This window comes from uncultured Tateyamaria sp. (assembly GCF_947503385.1).
Taxonomy (GTDB): domain Bacteria; phylum Pseudomonadota; class Alphaproteobacteria; order Rhodobacterales; family Rhodobacteraceae; genus Tateyamaria.
Genome location: NZ_CANNDO010000004.1, coordinates 14345 through 36918, shown reverse-complemented (window position 1 = coordinate 36918; position 22574 = coordinate 14345). Strand labels below are relative to the sequence as shown.

The 22574-nt window shown below is 64.1% G+C and carries 26 protein-coding genes; 20 read left to right on the top strand and 6 right to left on the bottom strand.

All coding sequences use genetic code 11. The features are described from left to right. The first annotated feature begins 9 nt into the window (after window positions 1-9). The gene (locus Q1A85_RS13980; RefSeq protein ID WP_299690372.1) at window positions 10-777 is read left to right on the top strand and encodes an SDR family NAD(P)-dependent oxidoreductase; all 768 of its coding nucleotides are present in this window, start codon (window positions 10-12) and stop codon (window positions 775-777) included. On the opposite strand, the gene Q1A85_RS13975 is transcribed toward Q1A85_RS13980, so the two are convergent. Beyond that, the gene (locus Q1A85_RS13975; protein WP_299690371.1) at window positions 774-1538 is read right to left on the bottom strand and encodes a crotonase/enoyl-CoA hydratase family protein; all 765 of its coding nucleotides are present in this window, start codon (window positions 1536-1538) and stop codon (window positions 774-776) included. The two genes, Q1A85_RS13980 and Q1A85_RS13975, sit on opposite strands and share 4 nt — an antisense overlap. A 104-nt stretch (window positions 1539-1642) precedes the next feature. Between Q1A85_RS13975 and Q1A85_RS13970 the strand changes: the two genes are divergently transcribed. The 6 genes from Q1A85_RS13970 to pcaF are packed head-to-tail and all read left to right on the top strand — an operon-like array spanning window position 1643 to window position 6639. Further along, complete coding sequence (locus Q1A85_RS13970) at window positions 1643-2530, top strand: amidohydrolase family protein (protein WP_299690369.1); 888 nt, start codon at window positions 1643-1645, stop codon at window positions 2528-2530. Continuing rightward, a complete protein-coding gene (pobA, locus tag Q1A85_RS13965; protein WP_299690368.1) occupies window positions 2527-3696 on the top strand; it encodes a 4-hydroxybenzoate 3-monooxygenase in 1170 nt (389 codons plus the stop codon). Before Q1A85_RS13970 ends, pobA begins: the two co-directional genes overlap by 4 nt. Before the next feature lie 34 nt (window positions 3697-3730). Beyond that, window positions 3731-4114, top strand: coding sequence for a 4-carboxymuconolactone decarboxylase (gene pcaC, locus Q1A85_RS13960; protein ID WP_299690366.1), 384 nt, complete (start codon window positions 3731-3733; stop codon window positions 4112-4114). Beyond that, window positions 4107-4829, top strand: coding sequence for a protocatechuate 3,4-dioxygenase subunit beta (pcaH, locus tag Q1A85_RS13955; RefSeq protein ID WP_299690357.1), 723 nt, complete (start codon window positions 4107-4109; stop codon window positions 4827-4829). The genes pcaC and pcaH overlap by 8 nt, the downstream gene beginning before the upstream one ends. Window positions 4830-4832: 3 nt before the next feature. After that, a complete protein-coding gene (pcaG, locus tag Q1A85_RS13950) occupies window positions 4833-5432 on the top strand; it encodes a protocatechuate 3,4-dioxygenase subunit alpha (protein WP_299690354.1) in 600 nt (199 codons plus the stop codon). Between the two features lie 7 nt (window positions 5433-5439). Then, on the top strand, window positions 5440-6639 hold the full coding sequence (gene pcaF, locus Q1A85_RS13945; protein WP_299690350.1) for a 3-oxoadipyl-CoA thiolase: 1200 nt from the start codon (window positions 5440-5442) through the stop codon (window positions 6637-6639). Here pcaF and Q1A85_RS13940 read toward each other — a convergent pair. Next, window positions 6636-7463, bottom strand: coding sequence for a LysR family transcriptional regulator (locus Q1A85_RS13940; protein ID WP_299690347.1), 828 nt, complete (start codon window positions 7461-7463; stop codon window positions 6636-6638). The two genes, pcaF and Q1A85_RS13940, sit on opposite strands and share 4 nt — an antisense overlap. Window positions 7464-7563: 100 nt before the next feature. On the opposite strand from Q1A85_RS13940, the gene Q1A85_RS13935 reads away from it, so the two are divergent. Genes Q1A85_RS13935 through Q1A85_RS13905 form a run of 7 tightly spaced genes read left to right on the top strand, consistent with a single transcriptional unit; the run spans window position 7564 to window position 14080 of the window. Next, a complete protein-coding gene (locus tag Q1A85_RS13935; RefSeq protein WP_299690344.1) occupies window positions 7564-8163 on the top strand; it encodes an amino acid synthesis family protein in 600 nt (199 codons plus the stop codon). Beyond that, on the top strand, window positions 8135-8923 hold the full coding sequence (locus Q1A85_RS13930; protein ID WP_299690341.1) for an alpha/beta hydrolase: 789 nt from the start codon (window positions 8135-8137) through the stop codon (window positions 8921-8923). The genes Q1A85_RS13935 and Q1A85_RS13930 overlap by 29 nt, the downstream gene beginning before the upstream one ends. 2 nt (window positions 8924-8925) lie before the next feature. Next, window positions 8926-9960, top strand: a complete 1035-nt coding sequence (locus Q1A85_RS13925; protein ID WP_299690339.1) for an LLM class flavin-dependent oxidoreductase — start codon at window positions 8926-8928, stop codon at window positions 9958-9960. An 8-nt stretch (window positions 9961-9968) separates the two neighbouring features. Further along, window positions 9969-11438 carry an aldehyde dehydrogenase gene (locus Q1A85_RS13920; RefSeq protein WP_299690337.1) on the top strand — a complete coding sequence of 490 codons (1470 nt, stop codon included), beginning with the start codon at window positions 9969-9971 and terminating at the stop codon, window positions 11436-11438. A gap of 60 nt (window positions 11439-11498) precedes the next feature. Further along, window positions 11499-12503, top strand: coding sequence for a tRNA dihydrouridine(20/20a) synthase DusA (gene dusA / locus Q1A85_RS13915; protein WP_299690335.1), 1005 nt, complete (start codon window positions 11499-11501; stop codon window positions 12501-12503). A gap of 30 nt (window positions 12504-12533) precedes the next feature. Continuing rightward, the gene (locus Q1A85_RS13910) at window positions 12534-13355 is read left to right on the top strand and encodes a sulfite exporter TauE/SafE family protein (RefSeq protein ID WP_299690333.1); all 822 of its coding nucleotides are present in this window, start codon (window positions 12534-12536) and stop codon (window positions 13353-13355) included. After that, window positions 13352-14080 (top strand): hypothetical protein, encoded by a 729-nt coding sequence (locus Q1A85_RS13905; RefSeq protein ID WP_299690327.1) that lies wholly within the window; start codon window positions 13352-13354, stop codon window positions 14078-14080. Before Q1A85_RS13910 ends, Q1A85_RS13905 begins: the two co-directional genes overlap by 4 nt. Window positions 14081-14111: 31 nt before the next feature. On the opposite strand, the gene Q1A85_RS13900 is transcribed toward Q1A85_RS13905, so the two are convergent. The 3 genes from Q1A85_RS13900 to ccmI are packed head-to-tail and all read right to left on the bottom strand — an operon-like array spanning window position 14112 to window position 16032. Further along, window positions 14112-14348: a DUF1289 domain-containing protein gene (locus Q1A85_RS13900; protein WP_299690324.1), complete on the bottom strand. Its 237-nt coding sequence runs from the start codon at window positions 14346-14348 to the stop codon at window positions 14112-14114. Continuing rightward, window positions 14345-14821: a Holliday junction resolvase RuvX gene (ruvX, locus tag Q1A85_RS13895; protein ID WP_299690319.1), complete on the bottom strand. Its 477-nt coding sequence runs from the start codon at window positions 14819-14821 to the stop codon at window positions 14345-14347. Before ruvX ends, Q1A85_RS13900 begins: the two co-directional genes overlap by 4 nt. After that, the gene (ccmI, locus tag Q1A85_RS13890; protein ID WP_366140591.1) at window positions 14818-16032 is read right to left on the bottom strand and encodes a c-type cytochrome biogenesis protein CcmI; all 1215 of its coding nucleotides are present in this window, start codon (window positions 16030-16032) and stop codon (window positions 14818-14820) included. The genes ruvX and ccmI overlap by 4 nt, the downstream gene beginning before the upstream one ends. Window positions 16033-16243: 211 nt before the next feature. Between ccmI and Q1A85_RS13885 the strand changes: the two genes are divergently transcribed. Together Q1A85_RS13885 and Q1A85_RS13880 are read left to right on the top strand one after the other, a co-directional pair. Continuing rightward, window positions 16244-17488, top strand: a complete 1245-nt coding sequence (locus tag Q1A85_RS13885) for a sarcosine oxidase subunit beta family protein (protein WP_299690316.1) — start codon at window positions 16244-16246, stop codon at window positions 17486-17488. 94 nt (window positions 17489-17582) lie between these two features. After that, window positions 17583-17819, top strand: a complete 237-nt coding sequence (locus Q1A85_RS13880; protein ID WP_299690313.1) for a hypothetical protein — start codon at window positions 17583-17585, stop codon at window positions 17817-17819. A gap of 76 nt (window positions 17820-17895) precedes the next feature. On the opposite strand, the gene Q1A85_RS13875 is transcribed toward Q1A85_RS13880, so the two are convergent. Further along, window positions 17896-18081, bottom strand: coding sequence for a hypothetical protein (locus tag Q1A85_RS13875; protein ID WP_299690311.1), 186 nt, complete (start codon window positions 18079-18081; stop codon window positions 17896-17898). Window positions 18082-18281: 200 nt separating this feature from the next. Here Q1A85_RS13875 and Q1A85_RS13870 point away from each other — a divergent pair, with 200 nt between their 5' ends. The 4 genes from Q1A85_RS13870 to Q1A85_RS13855 all read left to right on the top strand — a co-directional run bounded on the left by Q1A85_RS13870 (window position 18282) and on the right by Q1A85_RS13855 (window position 22549). Beyond that, on the top strand, window positions 18282-18482 hold the full coding sequence (locus tag Q1A85_RS13870) for a hypothetical protein (protein ID WP_299690306.1): 201 nt from the start codon (window positions 18282-18284) through the stop codon (window positions 18480-18482). 87 nt (window positions 18483-18569) lie between these two features. Beyond that, window positions 18570-18899, top strand: coding sequence for a sarcosine oxidase subunit delta (locus Q1A85_RS13865; protein ID WP_299690303.1), 330 nt, complete (start codon window positions 18570-18572; stop codon window positions 18897-18899). A 67-nt stretch (window positions 18900-18966) separates the two neighbouring features. Next, window positions 18967-21981 (top strand): sarcosine oxidase subunit alpha family protein, encoded by a 3015-nt coding sequence (locus Q1A85_RS13860; RefSeq protein WP_299690296.1) that lies wholly within the window; start codon window positions 18967-18969, stop codon window positions 21979-21981. Next, window positions 21974-22549: a sarcosine oxidase subunit gamma family protein gene (locus tag Q1A85_RS13855; protein ID WP_299690293.1), complete on the top strand. Its 576-nt coding sequence runs from the start codon at window positions 21974-21976 to the stop codon at window positions 22547-22549. Before Q1A85_RS13860 ends, Q1A85_RS13855 begins: the two co-directional genes overlap by 8 nt. Window positions 22550-22574: the final 25 nt, after the last annotated feature.

Genomic DNA, 22574 nt, shown 5'->3' with positions numbered 1-22574 from the left:
GAGAGGCATATGCTGGACTGGTCCGGGCAAGGGGCGATTGTAACAGGCGGAGCGTCGGGGCTGGGGGCTGCGACGGCGACACGGCTGGCGTGCGCGGGCATGAAGGTCACGCTGTTTGATCTGAACGCTGACCTGGGGGCGGCGCACGCGGCGTCCATCGGCGGGACCTATGCGCAGGTGGACGTGACCAATGACGCTTCCGTGTCGGACGGAATTGCGGCTGCGGTCGCGGCCCATGGCGCGCCGCGCGTTCTGGTCAATTGCGCGGGTATCGCAGGCGCTGCAAAGACCGTGTCGCGGGGCGAGCCGCACGAACCTGCGCTGTTTAACAAGACCATTGCCGTGAATCTGATTGGTACGTTCAACGTGGCCTCACAGGTCGCGGCACAGATGGTCGGTGCCGATCCCATCGCCCCCGACGGTGCGCGCGGCGTGATCGTCAACACGGCGTCGGTTGCGGCCTTTGACGGGCAGGTGGGGCAGTTGGCCTATGCCGCCTCCAAGGCGGGCGTGGCGGGCATGACCCTGCCCATGGCGCGCGATCTGGCGGACAAGGGTGTGCGCGTCTGCGCCATCGCGCCGGGCCTGTTCCTGACGCCCATGCTCGAAGGGTTGCCCGAGGACGTGCAGGCATCGCTGGGCGCGCAGGTGCCGTTCCCGTCGCGGTTGGGCGATCCGGCTGAGTTTGCGGAAATGGCGTTGCACATCACACAGAACCCGATGCTGAACGGCGAGGTTATACGGCTCGATGGTGCAATCCGAATGGCACCGCGCTAACGGAATTTGGGGGCGCGTTTTTCGAGGAAGGCGCGCATACCTTCCTTGGCCCCGTCCGAGGTCTGCGACATGGCAGCAGCAAGGCTTTCGGTGAACAGCCCGTCACCGCGCGACATGTCCGACACGCGGGGCAGGGCGTTGATCATCAGGTAGTTGGAAAAGGGTGCGTTGTCCGCAATCTTGCGTGCAATGTCCTGCGCGAGCGCAAGACCCTCGCCCGCGCCCACGCTGTAATGCCCAAGCCCCAGCGCCAACCCCTCGTCCGCGCCATAGCTGCGCCCTGTGAGCATCATTTCGCGCATCCGGTCGGGGCCGAGGATGCGGCCCACGCGCACCGTGGCCCCGCCACCCACAAAGATGCCGCGCCGCCCTTCGGGCAGTTGAAACCGCACGGACGGCTCCGCAATGCGCACATGGGTCGACGTCGCAATCTCGAGGCCGCCGCCAATCACCGCGCCATGCAGCACGGACACGACCGGCAGACCGCCAAACTCGATCAATTCGGTGACACGGTGCCAGTTGCGGGAATGATGCACACCGTCGATCGGGTCGCGGTGCTCGTGTTCCGCCAGATCCAGCCCGGCGCAGAAATGATCCCCCGCGCCGCACAGGATCACCGCGTTCACACCATCGGGCGGGCGGGCAAAGAACGCATCCAGCGCATCGATCAGCGCGTCGTTGATTGCGTTGCGCTTGTCGGGGCGGTTGAAGGTCAGCGTGGCAATGTCATCCGCCATGTCGATCTGGATCAGGTCTGTCATGCATTTTCCCTTTTGCGAGCCCCGCGCGCGTCGAAGAAAAGTTGTAAGAACAATCGGTTTTTAAGTATAGCGGGTTTTGGAGGCGGGCCACGGGAGGGGCGGGCATGGTGGATTTTGCAAAGGTGAAGGCGATCGACTTTCACACCCACGCCGAAGAGCCGTGTAACACCTGCCGCGACGATGGCTATAACGCGTTTCAGGCTGGCATGGCGGCCTATTTCAAGAACCCGGCGGGGGCGGAGGGGATGTTGCCCACGGTGACCGACACCGCCGCCTATTACCGCGAACGCAACATCGCCGCCGTGATCTTTCCCGTTGATGCAGAGCGCGAGACCGGCTTTCGCCGGTATTCCAACGAAGAGGTGGCGCAACTCTGCGCGGAGAATGACGATATCCTGATCCCCTTTGCCAGCGTTGACCCGCACAAGGGCCGCGCGGGCGCGCGAGAGGTGCGTCGGCTGGTGCGCGAGTTCGGCGTGCGCGGGTTCAAGTTCCACCCCACGATGCAGGGCTTTTTCCCCAACGACCGGGAGGCCTGCTACACCGTGCTGGAGGCCTGCGCGGAGGAGGGCGTGATCACGCTTTTTCACACCGGGCAGACCGGCGTAGGGTCAGGGATGCGGGGCGGCATGGGGATGCGGCTGAAATACTCGAACCCGATGCACCTCGACGATGTCGCCGTTGATTTTCCCGACCTCAGGATCGTGATGGCGCACCCCAGCTTCCCGTGGACCGAAGAAGGGCTGGCCGTGGCCCAGCACAAGCCCAACGTCTACTATGATATGTCTGGTTGGTCGCCCAAGTATTTCCCCGAGATTTTTGTGCGTTACGCCAATTCCCTGCTGAAGAAAAAGATGCTCTTCGGCTCGGACTGGCCTGCGATCACGCCCGACCGCTGGCTCGCGGATTTCGAGGATGCACCGTTCAAGGACGAGGTGCGCCCGCTGATCCTCAAGGAAAACGCGCTGCGTCTGCTGGGCGAGACGGCATGAAGACGCAAGTGGCCATCATCGGCGGCGGCCCTTCGGGCCTGCTGCTGTCGCAGATGCTGAACAAGGCGGGTGTGGAGACGGTCATTCTGGAGCGGGCGACCCGGTTCCACGTGCTGGCGCGCATTCGCGCGGGTGTGCTTGAGGCCGGAACAGTCGAGATGCTGCGCGCCGCGGGTGTCGCGGACAGGATGGAGCAGGAGGGCACACCACATTCAGGCTGCTACCTGACCGATGATGATCTGATGGTGCACATCAACTTCCAGGAGCTGACCGGCAAGCCCGTGATGGTCTATGGCCAGACGGAGGTGACTGCGGACCTCTTCGAGGCGCAGGACGCTATGGGCACGCCGATCCTGCACGAGGTGTCAGACGTTGTGATCCATAACGCTGACAGCAGCGCACCGCATGTCACATTTACGCATAAGGGCACCGCAAAACGGCTCGACTGCGCCTATGTGGCGGGGTGCGACGGGTTCCATGGGGTCAGCCGCCAGACCATCCCGGCGGCCAAGCGGCGCGCCTTTGAACGGGTATATCCCTTTGGCTGGCTGGGCATCCTGTCCCGGACCAAACCCGCACACGAGGAACTGATCTACGCCAATTCCGCCAACGGCTTTGCCTTGGCGTCGATGCGCAGCGACACGCTCAGCCGGTATTACGTGCAGGTCCCGCTCACCGACCGCGTTCAGGATTGGAGCGATGCGCGGTTCTGGGGCAAGTTGCGGTCCTGCCTGCCGGGCGATATCGCGGCAGACATGGAGACGGGACCATCCATCGAAAAATCCATCGCGCCCTTGCGGTCATTTGTGAACGAACCCTTGCGCTGGGGGCGGTTGTTTCTGGTGGGCGACGCGACGCATATCGTGCCACCAACGGGGGCCAAGGGCCTGAACCTTGCCGTGTCGGACGTCTACTATCTGCATTCGGCCTTGATCGACGCGCTGACAAAAGGGGACGAGAGCGGCATTGACGCCTATTCCGAACGCGCGCTGACGCGGATATGGAAGGCGATGCGGTTCAGCTGGCAAATGACAACGATGCTGCACCAGTTCGAGGGCGAGGACAGCTTTGCCGCGCAGATGCGCAAGGCGACCCTGCGCCACCTGTCACAGTCCGAGACCGCGCGGCGCGAGCTTGCCGAGAACTATATCGGCTTGCCGTTTTGAGCGCAGCGCGGGACAGTCGGGGTCGGAGGACGCCATGACAGACCGATATGACGAAGGGATGCGCGTGCGGCGTGCGGTGCTGGGTGACGCTCATGTGGACCGGGCCGAGGCGGCACGCAGTGACCTCGACACCCCGTTCCAGACGCTGATCACCGAAGGGGCGTGGGGCAATGTCTGGGCCTCGGACGCGATCAGCCCGCGCGAGCGGTCGATGCTGACACTGGCCTTGCTCGCTGCGACGGGGAATTTCGAGGAAATTCCGATGCATATCCGGGCCTGTTCACGCACGGGCGCCAGCAAAACGGACGTGATGGAGGCGTTCCAGCACGTCGCCATTTACGCCGGTGTGCCGCGCGCCAACCATGCTATCAAGCTGGCCAAGCAGACCTATGCCGAGATGGAGGCCGAGGATGACTGACCCCCTGATGCCGCGCCGCCGCGAGGTGCATCCGGTGCCGCTGTGGCCGGACTACAAAACCTCCGTGCCGCGCTCGCCATCGCTGCCGCTCTTGTCGATGGAAAGTACGCCCAGCGAAGAGACTGGTCCGCGCTTTGGTCACAGCCTCATTGGACCGCACGACAACAACCTAATCGTGAATTTCACCCAAGGGGCCGAAAGTGCCGTGGGCGAGCGCATTCGCGTCCATGGCCGCGTGATGGACGAGACGGGGCGGGGCGTGCCCGAAACGCTGATCGAGATCTGGCAGGCCAATGCCGGAGGGCGTTACCGGCACGTGAAGGACACGTATTTCGCCCCGCTTGACCCGCATTTTGGCGGCTGCGGGCGGACGTTGACGGACGGTGAGGGCCATTACGAGTTCATGACGATCAAGCCCGGCGCATATCCGTGGCCCAACCGTGCCAATGACTGGCGGCCCGCGCATATCCATTTTTCCGTCTTTGGACATGCCTTTGGCCAGCGCCTGATCAGCCAGATGTATTTCGAGGGCGACCCGCTGATTGACCGCTGCCCGATTGCGGCAACGGTGCGGGACCGCAGCCAGTTGGACCGCCTTGTTGCGCCGCTTGAGATGCAGCAATCACGCGGCATGGATTACCTTGCTTACCGCTTTGACATCGTGCTGCGCGGGCGACGGCAGAGCGTGTTCGAGAACAAGCCGGAGGGGATGTGAAACATGGCGCAACCGCTTGATACGCTTGTGGAAACGCCCAGCCAGACCGCTGGGCCTTATGTCCATATCGGCTGCATCCCGACCTTTGCCGGGGTCGAGGGTGTGTACCCACAGGACCTTGGGCGTTCGCCGATTGCGAAAGGTGCCAAGGGTGAGGTGATCACGATCACCGGGGCGGTGCTGGACGGCACCGGCTGGCCCTTGCGCGATGCGATGCTGGAAAGTTGGCAGGCGGATGCGGCGGGTGTCTATCCCGGGCAGGACGGGGCGGACCCGGCGGTGAGCGGCTTTTGCCGCTTTGCCGCGGATGCGGACAGCGGCGCATTTACCCTGCGCACGGTCAAGCCGGGTGCCACACACGGCCGCAACGGTTTGCACTTTGCGCCACACATCTCGCTTTGGATCGTGGCGCGCGGGATTAATATCGGCCTGTCCACGCGCATCTATTTCGCGGACGAGGACAACAGCACGGATGCCCTTCTGGCGCGGATCGAGCAGCGCCCGCGGGTCGAGACCTTGCTGGCGCAACCAACGGACCCGGGGGCTTACCGCTTTGATATCCGCCTGCAAGGGCCTGACGAAACAGTATTTTTAGACCTTTGAGGCACGCATGACCGACGTTTTCATCTGCGATTACATCCGCACACCGATCGGGCGCTTTGCCGGGGCCCTGTCGGGCGTGCGCACCGACGATCTCGGGGCGATCCCCCTGCGTGCGCTGGCCGAGCGGAACCCGTCGCTTGATCTGGCTGCGGTCGAAGAGGTGATCTTTGGCTGCGCCAATCAGGCGGGCGAGGACAACCGAAACGTGGCGCGTATGTGCGCGCTGCTGGCGGGCTACCCGGAGAGCGTACCGGGCACGACGATGAACCGCCTGTGTGGCTCTGGCATGGATGCGGTCATTGCCGCGGCACGGGCGATCAAGGCGGGCGAGGCGGAGCTGATGGTGGCGGGCGGCGTCGAAAGCATGAGCCGTGCACCCTTTGTCATGCCCAAGGCCACGGCGGCTTTTTCCCGCGCGAACGAGGTGCATGACACCACCATCGGCTGGCGGTTCGTGAACCCAGTGATGCAGGCGCAATACGGCATCGATTCGATGCCGGAAACGGCAGAGAACGTGGCTGAAGAGTTCGACGTAAACCGTTCGGATCAGGACGCTTTTGCCTTGCGCTCACAGGTGCGGGCAGGTGAGGCGAAGGCGTCGGGACGCCTCGCAGAAGAGATCACGCCGGTCAGCATTCCACAGCGGCGCAGTGATCCCAAGGTGGTGGACACGGACGAACACCCGCGCCCGCAGACCAGCGCCGAAGACCTCGCCAAACTCCGGCCCTTCGTCAAGGCCGATGGCACCGTCACCGCAGGCAACGCATCGGGCGTCAACGATGGTGCGGCGGCGCTGATCGTTGCGTCGGCGGCAGCCGCACGAGCTCACGGGCTGACCCCGATCGCGCGCGTTCTGGGCGGTGCTACCGCAGGTGTGCCCCCACGCATTATGGGGATTGGGCCCGCGCCTGCCTCGCAGAAACTGATGGCACGGCTGGGGCTGACGCAGGCCGATTTCAGCGTGATCGAGTTGAACGAAGCCTTTGCGGCGCAGGGCCTTGCCACGTTGCGCCAATTGGGCATCGCGGATGACGATGCGCGGGTCAACCCGAACGGGGGCGCCATTGCGCTGGGGCATCCGCTGGGCATGTCGGGCGCGCGCATCACGGGCAGTGCGGCGCTGGACCTGAAGGCTGGCCAGCGTGCGCTCGCCACGATGTGCATCGGTGTGGGACAGGGGATTGCGATTGCGCTTGAGGCGGCTTAGCCCAGCGTTTCGATCCACTTGGCAAAGGCGGTTGCGGCGGGCGTGTCCGCATTGCGGGCGAGGAAATACCCTTCGGTGCCGTCAATCCGGGTTGCATTGCTCTGCACCAACTGACCCGAGCGCATGGCGTCCCGCGCCAACCATGCGCTGACCAGCGCCGTGCCCGAGCCGGTGGCGGCAAGGTCCAACGCAGCGCCATAGGAATCGACGAACATCGACGGGGCGGGCAGGTCTGATTGCCCCGCGGCCTTGGCCCAGTCGCGCCAGCTTTCGGACGTGCCGACGGTTTCGATCAGGCGGTCCATCCCATCTGGCGCGCGCACCGCGATCAGTCCATCCGGTCCCAGCTGCACAGCGCCGCGCCCCACCTGCGTGGCCGAGCCAAAGCGGATTTCCACATCCGCAAGCGGCGTTTTGAAGTCGTCCGGCCAGATCGTGCTGAGGATGCGCACACGGATGCCAGGATGTGTGTCCAGGAACGCCGACAGGTGCGGTGCAATGATCCAGCGCGCGACGCTGACGGAGGTGGCGACGGTCAGAACATCGTCGGCGTGGTCGGTGTCAAAGGCGGCGGTTGCCTCGGCCAACTGGCCCAGTGACGCGCCCACCTTGGGCAACAGCTTGCGGCCATCATCGGTCAGCGCCAGCCCGCGCGCCTTGCGGGCAAAGAGGCTTACCCCCAGCCGCTGTTCCAGCAGCCGCACCTGCTGGCTGACCGCCGATTGCGTCAGCCCGATCTCTTGCGCGGCGGCGGTAAAGTTCAGATGCCGGGCCGCCGCCTCGAAGGACCGGAACCACGTCAAAGGGGGGAGCGCGCGCGCCATGGGTCAACCGTACCATTACTGCTACTTATGGCTGTGCGGTCAAATTCGTCGTTTGTCAACGCACCCGACCCCAACGATCCTGCGCGCCGGAGGAGCGCGCATGACACCACAGATCCGCAAGATCGTGACCTATGACGAAGAGGTGCTGGTCGAGGGGTTCAAGCCCGCCGATCCGCCATGGCGCATGTTCGCGGTGGCGGCGGTGGTGCAGAACCCGTGGGCGGGCCGGTTTGTCGCCGATCTCAAGCCCGAGATCATGGCCTATGGTCCCGTTCTGGGCGCGCTGCTGACAGAGCGGATGATTGCGCTGGCAGACTCTGGCGCGGCCATTGAGGCCTATGGCAAGGCGGCGGTCGTGGGTGTGGATGGTGAGGTGGAACACGCCTCGGGCCTGATCCATACGCTGCGGTTCGGCAACCACTTCCGCGAGGCTGTGGGGGCCAAGTCTTACCTCGCTTTCACCAACGCGCGGGGCGGCCCAAATGCGCCGATCATGGTGCCGCTGATGGACAAGAACGATGCGGGGCGGCGGTCGCATTACCTGACCATCCAGTTCGCGATACCTGACGCGCCGCGCGCGGATGAGATTGTCGTGGTGCTGGGTGGGGCCACCTCGGGTCGTCCGCATCACCGCATCGGCGACCGATATCAGGACCTCAAGGATTTGGGCCATGACGTGGACAACCCGGCCGCGGTCTGATGCCTCTGGTTTGCCCGCGATCCGGGCGGGCACGGGCGCGCGGGTCGTGCTGTTGCACGGTGTCGGGCTGCGGGCCGAGGCGTGGGGCGCGCAGATTGACGACCTGAGCCGAGATTACGCGGTCGACGCCTATGACATGCCCGGACACGGGACGGCCGCACGGTTCAATCAACCACCGCACTTGCGCGCCTATACCGACCGTCTGGCAGGCGGGCTGACAGGCTGTGCGGTGGTGGTGGGTCATTCAATGGGCGCGATGATCGCATTGGATCTGGCGGTGCGATATCCAGAGCTGGTGCGCGGTGTCGTGGCCATGAACGCCATTTACCAACGCACGCCCCAAGCGGCAGAGGCGGTCAGACGGCGCGCTGGTGAATTGGACGGCAAGACGGTTGCGGACCCCGCGGCACCCATCGCCCGGTGGTTCGGTGGCGCCGACACGTCAGAGGCCACCGCGTGCCGCACATGGCTGCAAGAGGTTGATCCCGCAGGCTACCGCGACGCCTACACCGTCTTTGCCCGTGCGGATGGTCCGGACCCAGCGGACTTGCGCAACCTGCACGTGCCCGCGCTGTTTCTGACCGGCGCGGACGACCCCAATTCCACGCCCGCCATGTCGGACGCGATGGCGCGTGCCACCCCAAATGCCCACGCCGATAGCGTCACGGGGGCCGCGCATATGCTGCCCATGACGCACGCGGCCCATGTCAACCGCCGCTTGCGTGCGTTCATCGCATCCTGCCCGGCGAAAGGAGCCTGAGAATGGAGTTTTCACTCTTTGCCCATATGGAGAGGCTGACACCGGACCAGTCCCACGATGTACTCTACCAAGAGTTCATTGGCCTGTGCCAGATGGCGGATCAGGGCGGGATGCGGGCGATCTGGACCGGCGAGCATCACGGGATGGAGTTCACCATTGCGCCAAACCCGTTCCTGTCGATTGTCGATCTCGCACATCACACCAAGCACGTGAAACTGGGGACCGGCACCGTGGTCGCGCCGTTCTGGCACCCGATCAAACTGGCAGGAGAGGCTGCGGCGACCGATCTGATGACGGGCGGGCGGCTCGAGATGGGGATCGCGCGCGGCGCTTATTCCTACGAATACGAACGTCTCATGCCGGGCATGGACGCGTGGGAGGCGGGGCAACGGATGCGCGAAACGGCTCCTCTTCTCCGCCCGCTGTGGGAGGGGGATTGCGCCCATGAAGGGACCTTTTTCAACTTTCCGGCGACAACCGCCGCGCCAAAGCCCAAACAGGATGGCGGTCCGCCCATCTGGATCGCGGCGCGCGATCCCAACAGCTTTGAGTTTGCGGTTCAGAACGGGTTTCACGTGCAGGTCACGCCGCTCTGGCAGGGCATGGAAGAGGTGGAAACACTCGCCGCTCGCTTTGATGCGGCCTGTTCGGACCATGACGGACCGCGCCCCAAATGCATGTTGCTGCACCACACCTACGTGGGCGCGGACGCCGCGGATGTGGACCACGCCGCAGAGGAATTCAGCCGGTTTTACAACTACTTCGGCGCGTGGTTCCAGAACAAGCGGCCCGTGCGTCAGGGCCTAATCGAGGAAATCAGCACCGAAGATATGGTTGGCAACGCTATGATGGCCCCGGCCAATATGCGCCGTGATTTGACCATGGGCACGGCGGATGAGGTCGTGGACCTGATCAAACGGTACGAAGACCTCGGCTATGACGAATTCTCATTCTGGATCGATTCTGGCATGAGTGCGGAACGCAAACGTGCATCCCTGTCGCGGTTCATCGACGACGTAATGCCCCGGTTCCAATGAGGTCGCCCATGCCGCACTATCAGCTATTTATCGACGGTATGTGGACCGAAGGGGCCGAAGGGCAGGTGATGTCTTCGGACAATCCCGCAACGGGCGCGTCTTGGGCCACCTTTGCCTGTGCGGCGCCTGCGGATGTGGACCGGGCCGTAGATGCCGCGGCACGGGCGCTGGACGATCCCGCATGGCGCGACATGACGCAGACGGCGCGGGGCAAGCTGCTTTATCGTTTGGCCGATCTGGTTGAGGCGCACGCGCAGGAGATCGGGCGGATCGAGACCACCGACAGCGGCAAACTGCTGGCGGAAACGTCCAGCCAGACGGGCTATGTCGCGGACTACTACCGTTACTTCGCGGGTCTTGCTGACAAGATCGAAGGGACTGTGCTGCCCATCGACAAGCCGGACATGCACGCCTTTACCACCCGCACGCCCATCGGTGTCGTGGCGGCGATTGTGCCGTGGAACGCGCAGATGTTTCTGACCGCGACCAAGCTGGGACCCGCGCTGGCGGCAGGCTGCACGATTGTGCTCAAGGCGTCCGAGATTGCGCCTGCGCCGATGCTGGAGTTTGCCCGCCTGATCGAGCAGGCCGGGTTTCGGCCCGGCGTGGTGTCGGTGATCACGGGCGATGCCGAAGGGTGCGCCATCCCGCTGACCCGTCATCCCCGTGTGGACCGGATCGCCTTTACCGGCGGGCCGGAGACGGCGCGGCATGTGGTGCGCAATTCGGCTGAGAATTTCGCTGTTACCTCGCTGGAACTGGGGGGCAAGTCGCCGATCCTCGTCTTTGACGACGCCGATCTGGAAAGTGCGGCCAACGGGCTGATCGCAGGCAATTTCGGCGCGTCGGGGCAGTCTTGTGTGGCAGGCACGCGGGGGCTGGTACACCGGCCCGTCTTTGACAGGTTGGCCGCACTGATCGAAGAGAAATCACAAGGCATTGTGGTGGGTGACCCGTTGGCGGCGGACACGCATATGGGTCCGCTCTGCACAGCGGCGCAAGTGGCACGGATCAAGGCCACGTTGGCCGCGGCGCAGGCGCAGGGGGCCACCATCCGCTTTGGCGGCGCACCGTTGGATCAGCCCGGTAACTTTATGGCGCCCACATTGGTCGAATGCGCTGGCCCGGACACCGAAACGCTCAAGGTCGAGATGTTCGGACCAGTCATGTCCCTGCTTCCCTTCGACACCGAGGAAGAGGCCATTCAGCTGGCCAATGACAGCGACTTTGGTCTGGGGTCTGGCGTGTTCACCCGCGACGTGGCGCGCGCCCACCGGGTGTCAAAGCGTCTGCGGGCGGGCATCTGCTGGGTCAACACCTACCGTGTGATTTCTCCGATTGCGCCCTTTGGCGGGTTCAACCAGTCTGGCTATGGCCGCGAGGCGGGGGTCGAGGCCGTGCTGGACTACACCCGGACAAAAACCACGTGGATCAACACATCTTCGGCACCGATGGCCAATCCGTTCGTGATGCGCTGACCCCGTTTGCAGTGGCGCAATTCGGTGCTATCTGAAGCGGCCCGAGCCAGAGACCGCCACATGCAACTGGAACAACACGCCAAACTGTCCGTCGCCCCGATGATGGACTGGACCGACCGCCACTGCCGCTACCTGCACCGGCAGCTAAGCCGTCATGCGCTGCTCTATACCGAAATGGTGACAGCGGCTGCGCTTGTGCGGGGTGGGGCAGTGCACCTGCTGGACCACGATCCGGCGGAGCATCCCGTGGCCCTGCAACTGGGCGGATCGGACCCGGTCGAACTGGCCAAGGCGGCGCGGTTGGGGGCTGCGGCAGGGTATGACGAGATCAACCTGAACTGTGGCTGCCCGTCGGACCGGGTGCAATCAGGCACCTTTGGCGCGGTGCTGATGCGCCAGCCTGGGCTGGTGGCCGATTGCGTTGCCGCCATGCGCGATGCGGTCGATGTGGATGTGACCATAAAGTGCCGGATCGGCGTGGACGATCAGGACCCGGAAAATGTGCTGCCGGAATTTCTTGCCCGTATCGTCGCGGCAGGGTGCGAGCGGGTGACGATCCACGCTCGAAAGGCGTGGCTTCAGGGGCTGAGCCCCAAGGAAAACCGCGATATCCCACCTCTGGACTACGATCTGGTCATGCGGATGAAAGGTCTGTTTCCGAACCTGCACATTTCCATCAACGGCGGTGTGGCAACGCTGGATCAGGCGGTTGAACTGCTTGACGGCGGTCTGGACGGGGTGATGATCGGGCGTGCCGCCTATCACCAGCCTGCCGATATTCTCATCAGCGCGGATCGGCGTGTCTTTGGGTCCGCGGGGCCTGACACATCTGCCGACACGGCGGTGCAAGCGATGCTGCCTTATATCGAGGCGCATCTGTCCGCCGGTGGCCGGTTGCATCAGGTGACGCGGCATATGCTGGGTCTTTTTGCAGGGCGGCCCGGTGCGCGCACTTGGCGCCGGATGCTGAGCGAGGGGGCGACGGCGCCCGGTGCGGGGCCTGCCTTGGTCGAGGCGGCGCTGGCCGAGGTTCTGCCACTGGCCCCTGCGCGCAAAGCAGTGTAGCACCGCGCGACCCAAAACGCGGAGCCGGTGATGCCCGACCTGTCCCTAGTCTTGCAGATGCTGGTGTTGCTGGCTGTTATCGGTGCTTTTGCCGGAGTGCTGGCGGGGCTGTTGGGCGTTGGCGGTGGCATCGTTTTGGTGTTTGCGTTTTTCTATGCCTTTCAGACACTTGGTTACGGTGGTCCGGACCTTATGCAAATCTGTGTGGCGACGTCGCTGGCCACGATCATTGTCACCTCTGTCCGGTCGGTTCTGGGACATAACAAGAAAGGTGCGGTGGATTGGGATATCCTGCGCGGTTGGGCGCCCGGCATTGCGCTTGGTGCAGTGCTGGGGATGCTGGTGGTGGCGGGGCTGCGATCCTCTGCGTTGCAGGTGATCTTTGGCGTGCTGGCACTTGCGGTGGGGCTCTACATGGCGCTGGGGCAGGCGGGATGGCGGCTGGGACCTGCGATGCCACAGGGGATCAGGCGGTTGCTTTTGTCGCCGGTGGTCGGGTTCCTGTCGGTGCTGATGGGGATTGGCGGCGGCAGTTTTGGCGTGCCGATCATGACGCTCTATGCGGTGCCGATCCACCGCGCGGTGGCCACCGCCGCCGGGTTTGGCGTGGTGATCGCTGTGCCTGCCGTCATTGGATTTCTGCTGTCGCCGGTCGCGGCACCTGCGCCGCCCCTGACGGTGGGGGCCGTGAACCTGCCCGCGTTTGCGGTGGTCATTGCGATGACGCTGATCACCACGCCGCTGGGGGTTCGGATGGCACATGCGATGGATCCCGGACCGCTCAAACGCGTGTTTGCTGTGTTCCTGATCGTGGTGGCCCTGAACATGTTGCGGACGACGCTGTGGGGGTGAACCGGGACAGCTACGCGCTGTTTGACGCGACAAAAGCGGGCGTGCGTTGGGCCGCCGCCGCGCGCCGTGTTGCGACGCGGATCAGTGAAGCGCCGGGGTTTCGGGCTGCGAACCTGCGACATGGCCAGACATGGTCTGTCGGGGTGGATGCGCTGCCCAACGCGGCAGATGCCGCGGTGGACGGTGTTGCGCTGAACGGCGATTGGCAGGCACATGTGCCCGCAGTGCCGCTGCACCGCGCGCAAGTGTCGATTGTCTATCCGGGATATCCCGGCCGGGACGCGGACGAGACTGCGACCGCGCACCGCTTTCGCCTGATCCGTCAGGCGGCACATGTGGACGGGCTGCTGCCCGTCGGGCCGGCGCGGCGTCGCTTTCCCCGAGAGTTCCACGCCTACATCCTTGGCCTGCCGTTGAACCGGTCCGACAATGCGCCCACGGTGGTTTGGCCCGGCAGCCACATCATCATGCAGGCAGCGCTCAGCGCGGTGATTGGCGCGCGCGATCCGGCGACCGTAGATGTCACGGAGGCCTATAACGCCGCGCGTCGTGATGTGTTCGACCGGATCAGCCCCGTGTCGTTGCAGGTGCCGCCGGGGGGCGCGTTCCTGATGCACAGGTTCGCGCTGCACGGCACGGCACCGTGGACGGGTCCGGCAGCGCCAGCGCGTATGATCGCGTTCTTTCGTCCTGAATTTGCATCGGCGCAGGACTGGTTGCGCTAGCCGCAACTGGCCCTGTCCTGCGGCACCCGGATTACCGCGACAGACGTGCGGCGCGGCCACCCCGGCGTGTCTTGGGGGCTGCCTCGCGCTGGGGCAGGTCCGCCATCACGGCGCGACGCGCATCAGGTGTCATCCGGCTCCAGCCGCCGATCTCTTCGATGCTGCGCGCACAGCCGGTGCACAGGCGCGTCTCTGGATGGATCACACAAATCTGCACGCACGGGCTTTCGATCTCGTTGCGCCGCCAAACGGGGGGAGTGTCGGTCATGCCTGCCTCGCCATTGCTGCCAGCCTGTCCAGCAGTCCCTGAAGGATATAGCTCGCCGCGACGTGGTCGATCACCTCGGCGCGACGTTTGCGTGTCGTATCCGCCTCAAGCAGCGCCTTTTCCGCGGCCACAGTGCTGAGCCGTTCGTCCCAAAAGGTGATCGGCCCGTCCCAAAGCCGTTCGAAGTTGCGGGCAAAGGCGCGCGTCGACTGACAGCGCGGCCCTTCGGAACCGTCCATGTTGCGCGGCAGGCCCAGCACGATGCCACAGACCGATCTGTCAGCCATCACCGCTTGCAGACGCGCCGCGTCGAGCCCGAATTTCTTGCGCCGGACCGTCTCTGTCGGGGTTGCGACGCTGCGCATGACATCAGACAGGGCCACGCCAATGGTCTTGTCCCCAAGGTCGAGGCCCATCAGGGCACCGGTCGGCGGCAGGGCCGCGACAAAGTCATCCGGCGTGTCACAGATCATTCAAGGCCAATCCGATCCGCCACGCGGGCCAGCATGTCCACCGCCGTCGGGTCCGATCCAAAGGCTTCGCGCGCATTCGCAAGAATGGCTGCCGCCTCGTCCATGCGGCCCAGCACGCCAAGGGCCGAGATCAATTGCGCCCAGACTTCGACCGGGCCGCCTTCCTCGGCAAGGCGTTCGCCCAGACCGGAGACCATGCCTTGGATCATCTCCATCCGTTCGGCGGGGCTCATGTCCTGCGCCGCGTCGATCTGATCCTGCGACGGGCCACGGCCCGTACCGATGGCGGGCACAGCATAGTTCACACCCGCCCGCATCGCCGTGTTTTCGATCTGCGCGGTGATCGCGTCAATCCAAGGCGCGTCCGCTGGCCCTTCGCGCAAAAGCTGATCCCAGATTTGCAACGCGGTGTCAGGGCGCCCGGTCTGCACCATCATCAGCCCAAAATAGTAGCGCGCCGTGCCGTCTGTCGGATCGCGCGACAACACCTGTTCCAGAACCTGCTCGGCCTCGGGCGACACATAGCCACCAGCCGCCAGCACCATCAGGTCTGCATATTCGGACAGGTCACGCACCGTGGCCGCGTCGCCCGCCAGTTCGATCACCTTGGCCTTGGCCACATGTGCCGCGTCGAAATTGCCCAGACGCGCTTCGAAATGCGCAAGCAGTATGTGGCCCTGCAAATCTTCCGGACGTTGGGCCACCGCCTCGCGCAACTGCTGCACCAATGCGACATCATCGGGCGGTACGTCAGCGGCCGGGGGTGCGGGTTCAAGGCTGGCCTCGGCATCGGCCTGACTGGGCCGTTCGGCCCGCAGCGTTTCGGCCAGCGCCATCCGGTCCGCCAGCGCCAGATCGCCATAGCCCGGCGCACCGATTTGCAGGTAGATGCCAAAGCTGCCGCCAACCAGCACCGCCACAACCAGCGCCGCCACCACCGGCCCGCCGCGGGGACGCGACCCGTCGCGCGACTCTTGCAGGGCAGCGTCTGCGGCAAGGATGCGCCGCGACACTTCGGTACGTACCCGCGCGGCGTCCGCTTCGGACAGCACATTGCGCGCCACGTCCCGCTCCACTTCGCGCAGCTGATCACGGTACACATCAAGATCATAGGCCGCCGGAGGCCGCGCATCCGGCGCGTGGCGCACAAGGGCCAGCGCCAAGGTCGCAGCGACAAAGGCGGCCAATCCAACAGCGACGATCCAGAACATTATCACGCGGGTTTCCTCACTCCAGTGCAGGGCATGTAACCCCTGTGCCGCGCGCGCAAAAGGGGGTAGGGCGCCGCAGGTCGCGCAGCGGTGCGCGATGTGTCGCAAATCTGCCAAGAAACGCCGCGCCGGATGGCCTGTTTTGACGCGCTCGGGGCGATACCCTATGCGACACCGATCCGGTTTGATTCCTGCTGATGGACGTGCGCCCATGAAACGTTATTCCGCCTTTGCCATTGCGCGCGAAGCTGCCCGCTACCACACGGGCTGGGAACGCGCATGGCGCGCTCCTGAACCCAAAAAGAAATACGATGTGATCATCATCGGGGCAGGTGGGCATGGCCTCGCCACGGCGTATTATCTGGGCAAGAATTTCGGGATCAAAAACGTGGCCATCCTTGAAAAAGGCTGGCTCGGAGGCGGCAATACGGGCCGCAACACGACGATCATCCGCTCGAACTATCTCCAGGACCCGTCGGCGGCGCTGTATGAAAAAGCGCGCTCGCTTTACGAAACAATGAGTCAGGACCTGAACTACAACGTCATGTTCAGCCCCCGTGGCGTGATCATGCTGGCCCAGACGCACCACGAGGTCCGCGGCTACCAGCGCACCGCACATGCCAATGCCCTGCAAGGGGTTGCGACCGAATTCATCGGACCCGAACGGGTCAAAGAACTGGTGCCGATCATCAATATTGACGGGCCGCGCTATCCGGTGCTGGGCGGGCTCTGGCAGGCGCGTGGTGGCACGGCGCGGCACGATGCAGTGGCGTGGGGCTATGCGCGGGCCTGTTCGGACATGGGCATGGATGTGATCCAGCAATGCGAAGTAACGGCGGTCCGCCGTGAAGGCGGCAAAGTCGTGGGGGTGGACACGTCCAAAGGTGCAATCGACTGCGACAAGCTGGGCATCGTGGTTGCGGGCCATTCGGGCCATGTGGCGGATATGGCGGGCTTCCGTCTGCCGCTGGAATCGGTGGCCTTGCAGGCGCTGGTCAGCGAGCCGATCAAACCCTGCATGGACGTGGTCGTGATGGCCAACACCGTGCATGGCTACATGAGCCAGTCCGACAAGGGCGAGATGGTCATCGGCGGCGGCACGGACGGGTACAACAACTACACCCAGCGCGGGTCTTTCCACCATATCGAGGAAACCGTGCGCGCGCTGGTCGAGACGTTTCCGATGATCAGCCGGCTCAAGATGCTGCGCCAATGGGGCGGCATCGTGGATGTGACAGGGGACCGCTCGCCCATCCTTTCGAAAACGCCGGTCGATGGTGTGTTCATCAACTGCGGCTGGGGTACGGGCGGGTTCAAGGCAATCCCCGGCTCTGGCTGGGCGATGGCCGAGCTGATGGCCAAGGGGCATTCGCCGCTCACCGACGCCTACGGGATGGAGCGGTTCCGCGAGGGACGCTTTATCGACGAAAGCGTGGCGGCAGGGGTGGCGCATTGATGGGGCGCTTGATGTCCCATACGACAGGCGTCTGGAACAAATCCGGCGGCGCGGTCGTTTCTTCTGCAATTGAACTGCAGAAAGGAATGAGATCATGGCCCATATGGACCGGACCGACAGCAATCACACCACAACCACGACCACAACGAATGCAGGGGGGGGCGCGGGCATGGGCATCATCGTCGGCGCACTGGTGGTTGTCGTGGCAATCCTTGCATATTTCGTCTTTGTCGGCGAGCAGGGCGTCTCGGACGACTTCACCATCTCGGTCGAAGGCGCAGGCGCTGCAATCGAAAACGCCGCAGACGCAGTGTCCGGCGAGGGTAACTGATCCCGGCAGCGACACGTCATTTTATTGTGCGAAACGCCCCGAGGCGTCCGCAGCGACACTGGCGCCTCGGCGCCTGTCAGTCGTGGGTCTTTTGTCCTTCGCCCGCGGCAGAGCCGAAGGCGATCAGGTTGGCAACGTCCACTTCGCGCCCGCCACGCGCAGCCTTGCGTCTGGCCGCGGCACGCCGTTCCAGCGCAAACATGATCAATGCGGCCAAGGCAATTGCGCCAAACACGAGAACGGCGCCCATCTCTTTGCTCATCACACACTCCTGTCAACTTTGGTTGACAGTACCGCACCAACGCCGTGCGCGTCACGCAAAATCGCGCGACCGGCGGGACGCGGCGCATCGCGGGGGGCGAAACCGGCTGGGCTCGGCTGGAATCCCGCAGTCACCCCCGGCGCGGTTGAGCACGCGCCGCGAAATGGTCTGATGCCGTCACACAAGACGGAGGACTACCCATGTCAGACTATCCAAATCCGAACATCCACCGCGGTGACGGCGTCAGCGCGCGTGGTGTCCTTGTTGCATTCGGCATCGTCCTTGCCATCATTCTCCTGCTTGCCGTGGTCGGCTCGCTGGGGTCGGGTGGCGGTGAAGGTGCGCCAACTCAGGATGCCATCGCGCCCGCTGTCGAAGGCACGCCCGTGCCGACTGAATAACCTCCCCGTTCAATCCCAAACCGCGTCAGGCGGGTGCTTTGCGGCACCCGCCTGTTTGCGTGTGCGGGCCGTCCAAGGAGCCTGCATATGCTGACCCTGACCTGTCCCTGCTGCGGTGTCACCGCAGAGGAAACCGAATTTCACGCAGGCGGAGAGGCGCATCTCACGCGGTTCGGCCCCGGCTCCGGCGACGAAGAGTTCGAGGGCTACCTGTTCATGCGCGAAAACCCGAAAGGCGTGCATTTCGAACGCTGGCGCCATGTCTATGGCTGCGGCAAGTGGTTCCATGCCGCGCGCTGCACCATGACGCTCGAAGTCTTTGGCACCTATCCCGCGCAAACCCTCGCTCCGCCCCCGGACCTTCTCGACACCATCGCGGCCAAGCGCCCCGGATGGTCACGGAAGGATCTCGCATGATGTTTCTTCTGACCAAAAATACCACCGCCGGAGGCTCCGACGCCTGCCGCCGCGATGAGGCCCGAACATGAGCACGCGACTGGCCACAGGTGGCCGCCTGATCAACACCGACCGCGCCATGCGCTTTACTTTCAACGGCAAGGTCATGAAGGGCTACGAAGGCGACACGCTCGCCTCGGCCTTGCTGGCCAATGACCAGATGCTGGTGGGCCGATCGTTCAAGTATCACCGTCCGCGGGGCATCGTCGCCTCCGGCGTCGAAGAGCCCAACGCGCTTGTGAATCTCGGCGTCGAGGGCAAATTCGAGCCGAACCAGCGCGCCACCACGACGGAACTGTTTGACGGGCTACTGGCCACGTCTCAGAACCACTGGCCCAGCCTCGAATTTGACGTGGGGGCGCTGAACGCAAAGCTGTCGCGCTTCATGCCCGCTGGATTTTACTACAAGACGTTCATTCACCCGCGGCCCCTGTGGAAACATGTCTACGAGCCGTTCATTCGGCAGGCCGCCGGACTGGGGCAGGCGCCCAAGGGGCGTGACGCAGATCGCTACGAACATTTCTACGCGTTCTGCGATGTGCTGGTCGTGGGGGCGGGCATCGCTGGTCTGACGGCGGCGAAATCCGCAGCCGATTCCGGGGCCAAGGTCCTGATTGTCGAGCAAAACGCTCATCCGGGTGGGCGCGCGCCCGTCGATGGCGGAACTGTGGATGGTCTGCCTGTGGATAAGGTCGTGGATCAATTGGTGTCCGAGCTGTCCGCCATGCCAAATGTGACATTGCGCCTGCGCACGATGGGGGCAGGGGTCTATGACCACGGCTACGTGCTGGGCTATGAGCGGTTGACAGACCACGCGCCGGATCAGCCCGGCCCGCGCCACCGGCTGTGGCGGATCAAGGCGGGGCATGTGATCACCGCCACCGGTGCCATCGAACGCCCGCTCAGTTTTGCCGGAAATGACATTCCCGGCGTCATGCTGGCCAGCGCCGTGCGCGACTACATCGTGAATTACGGCGTCAGCCCCGGTGACCGTGTCGCCGTTGTGACCAACAATGACGATGCTTATCGTACTGCAATTGCAGTGAAAAAAGCGGGTCTTGACGTGCCGGTCATCCTTGATGCGCGCGTGCTGCCTGTGGACAGCCCGCTGATGGCCGAGGCCAAGGCGATGGGCATCCGCGTGATGATGGGGCATGGCGTGGCCAAGGTGCAGGGCGGCAAGCGCGTCACGGGCGTCGCCGTCTGCGCGCAGGCTGGCGAAGGTGCGGTGCTCGAAGAGATCGCCTGCGACACGGTCGCGATGTCCGGTGGTTGGTCGCCCGTTGTGCATCTGTGGTCCCATTGCGGGGGCAAATTGGCCTGGGACAACGATTTTGCCATGTTCCGCCCCGATGTGGACAAAGCGCCCAAAGGCGCGGATGGCACCGGCTTTGTGCGTGCGACTGGTGCCGCCAACGGCCATTTCGGTCTGCGAGCTGTTGTGGACGACGGTCATGTGGCCGGTGGCCATGCCGCGGAAGCGACGGGCCATACGCCAAAAGCCGACGACGCGCCCAGCGGGGAGAGCGTCGATGAGGCGCCGCTGGCGCAGGTGTGGCTGATGCCGCAGGGGGCAAAGACGTCCTTGCGCGCCAAGGCGTGGCTCGACTACCAGAACGATGTCAAAGTGTCCGATGTGCAACTGGCCGCTCAGGAAGGGTTCGAAAGCGTCGAACATGCCAAACGCTATACCACGCTGGGTATGGCGACAGACCAAGGTAAGTTGAGCAATATCAACGGTCTCGCGATCCTTTCTGATGCGTTGGATCAACCTATTCCACAAACGGGCACAACGACGTTTCGCCCGCCTTACACCCCGATCTCGATGGGGGCGATTGCGGGTGAGGCGCGCGGTGACGTGTTCCAGCCGATCCGCCGGACACCCATGCATGACTGGCATGACGCACACGGGGCCGACTGGGAACCGGTTGGCGCATGGCGTCGGCCCTATGCCTTTGTGCGGGCTGGCGAGTCGGTCCATGACGCGGTGATGCGCGAAACCAAAAACACGCGCGAAAACCTTGGCCTGCTGGACGCCTCGACGCTGGGCAAGCTGCTGGTCAAGGGGCCGGACGCGGGCCGCTTTCTTGATATGCTTTACACCAACATGATGAGCACGCTGAAACCGGGCAAATGTCGTTATGGGCTGATGTGCGGTGAAAACGGGTTCCTGATCGATGACGGCGTTGTGGCGCGCATCGACGAGGATACTTGGCTGTGTCACACCACCACCGGCGGCGCCGACAGCATTCATCAGCACATGGAAGAATGGCTGCAAACCGAATGGTGGGACTGGAAGGTCCATGTCGCCAACCTGACCGAACAATACGCGCAGGTCGCCGTGGTTGGCCCGAATGCGCGCAAGGCACTCGAAGCGCTGGGGGGCATGGATGTCTCCAAGGAGGCGCTGGGGTTCATGGAATGGGCCGACGGCACGCTGGGCGGGTTCAGCGCGCGCGTCTACCGCATCTCGTTCTCGGGCGAATTGAGCTATGAGATCGCGGTGAAAGCCAGCCAAGGGCAGGCATTTTGGGATGCGCTCATGGCCGTGGGCGACAGCCTTGGCGTGATGCCCTACGGCACCGAGGCGCTGCATATCCTGCGCGCGGAAAAGGGCTTTATCATGATCGGGGACGAGACGGACGGGACGGTGATCCCACAGGATCTCGGCCTGCATTGGGCGCTTTCCAAGAAAAAGGAAGACTATCTGGGCAAACGCGCACACGAACGCAGCCATATGGCCGATCCCGAACGCTGGAAGCTGGTGGGGCTGGAGACGCTGGACGGCTCTACCTTGCCGGACGGTGCCTATGCTGTGGCCGATGGCACCAACGCCAATGGGCAGCGCAATGTGCAGGGGCGCGTTACCTCAACCTACCATTCGCCCAACCTAGGCAAGGGGATCGCGATGGGGCTGGTACATCGCGGGCCAGACCGGATGGGCGAGGTGATCGAATTGCCCGGAACGGACGGCAAGACCTATCAGGCGCGGATCGTGAACCCGGTGTTCTATGATGCAGAAGGGGAAAAGCAGGATGGCTGAGGCTGTGACAGCATTGGGCGGTGTGGCCGCTGATGACGGGATCGCCCGGATCACCGAAGGTGGGCTGCAAGGCATGATCACTTTGCGCGGCGACCTGGCGAACACCAGCATCAAGAACGCGGCCACCGGGGTCGCTGCCGTCGACATGCCCGCGCAAGGAAAAGCCAATTGCGTTGAGGATCGCGGCATCGCGTGGATGTCGCCGGACGAAGTGCTGGTTCTGTGCCCATACGAGGCGGTTGACGCAAACCTTGCCAAGATGCACGCGACCTTGGGCGAGACGTTCGCGCTGGCTGTGGATGTGTCCGATGCGCGCGCGGTGTTTCTGGTCGAAGGTGCGCAGGCGCGCGAAGTTATGGCAAAACTGGCCCCCGTGGACCTGAGCCCAGAGGCGTTCACGCCCGGCATGTTCCGCCGCACGCGGCTGGCACAGGTGCCGGCGGCGTTCTGGATGCGTGACGCGACAACCTTTCAGATCGTCTGTTTCCGCAGCCACGCGGCCTATGTGTTTGACCTGCTGCGCACGGCAGCGGCGCCGGGCAGCGCCGTGGACTTTTTTACCGAATAGGGCGGTTTCGCATCTTCTTCTTTTA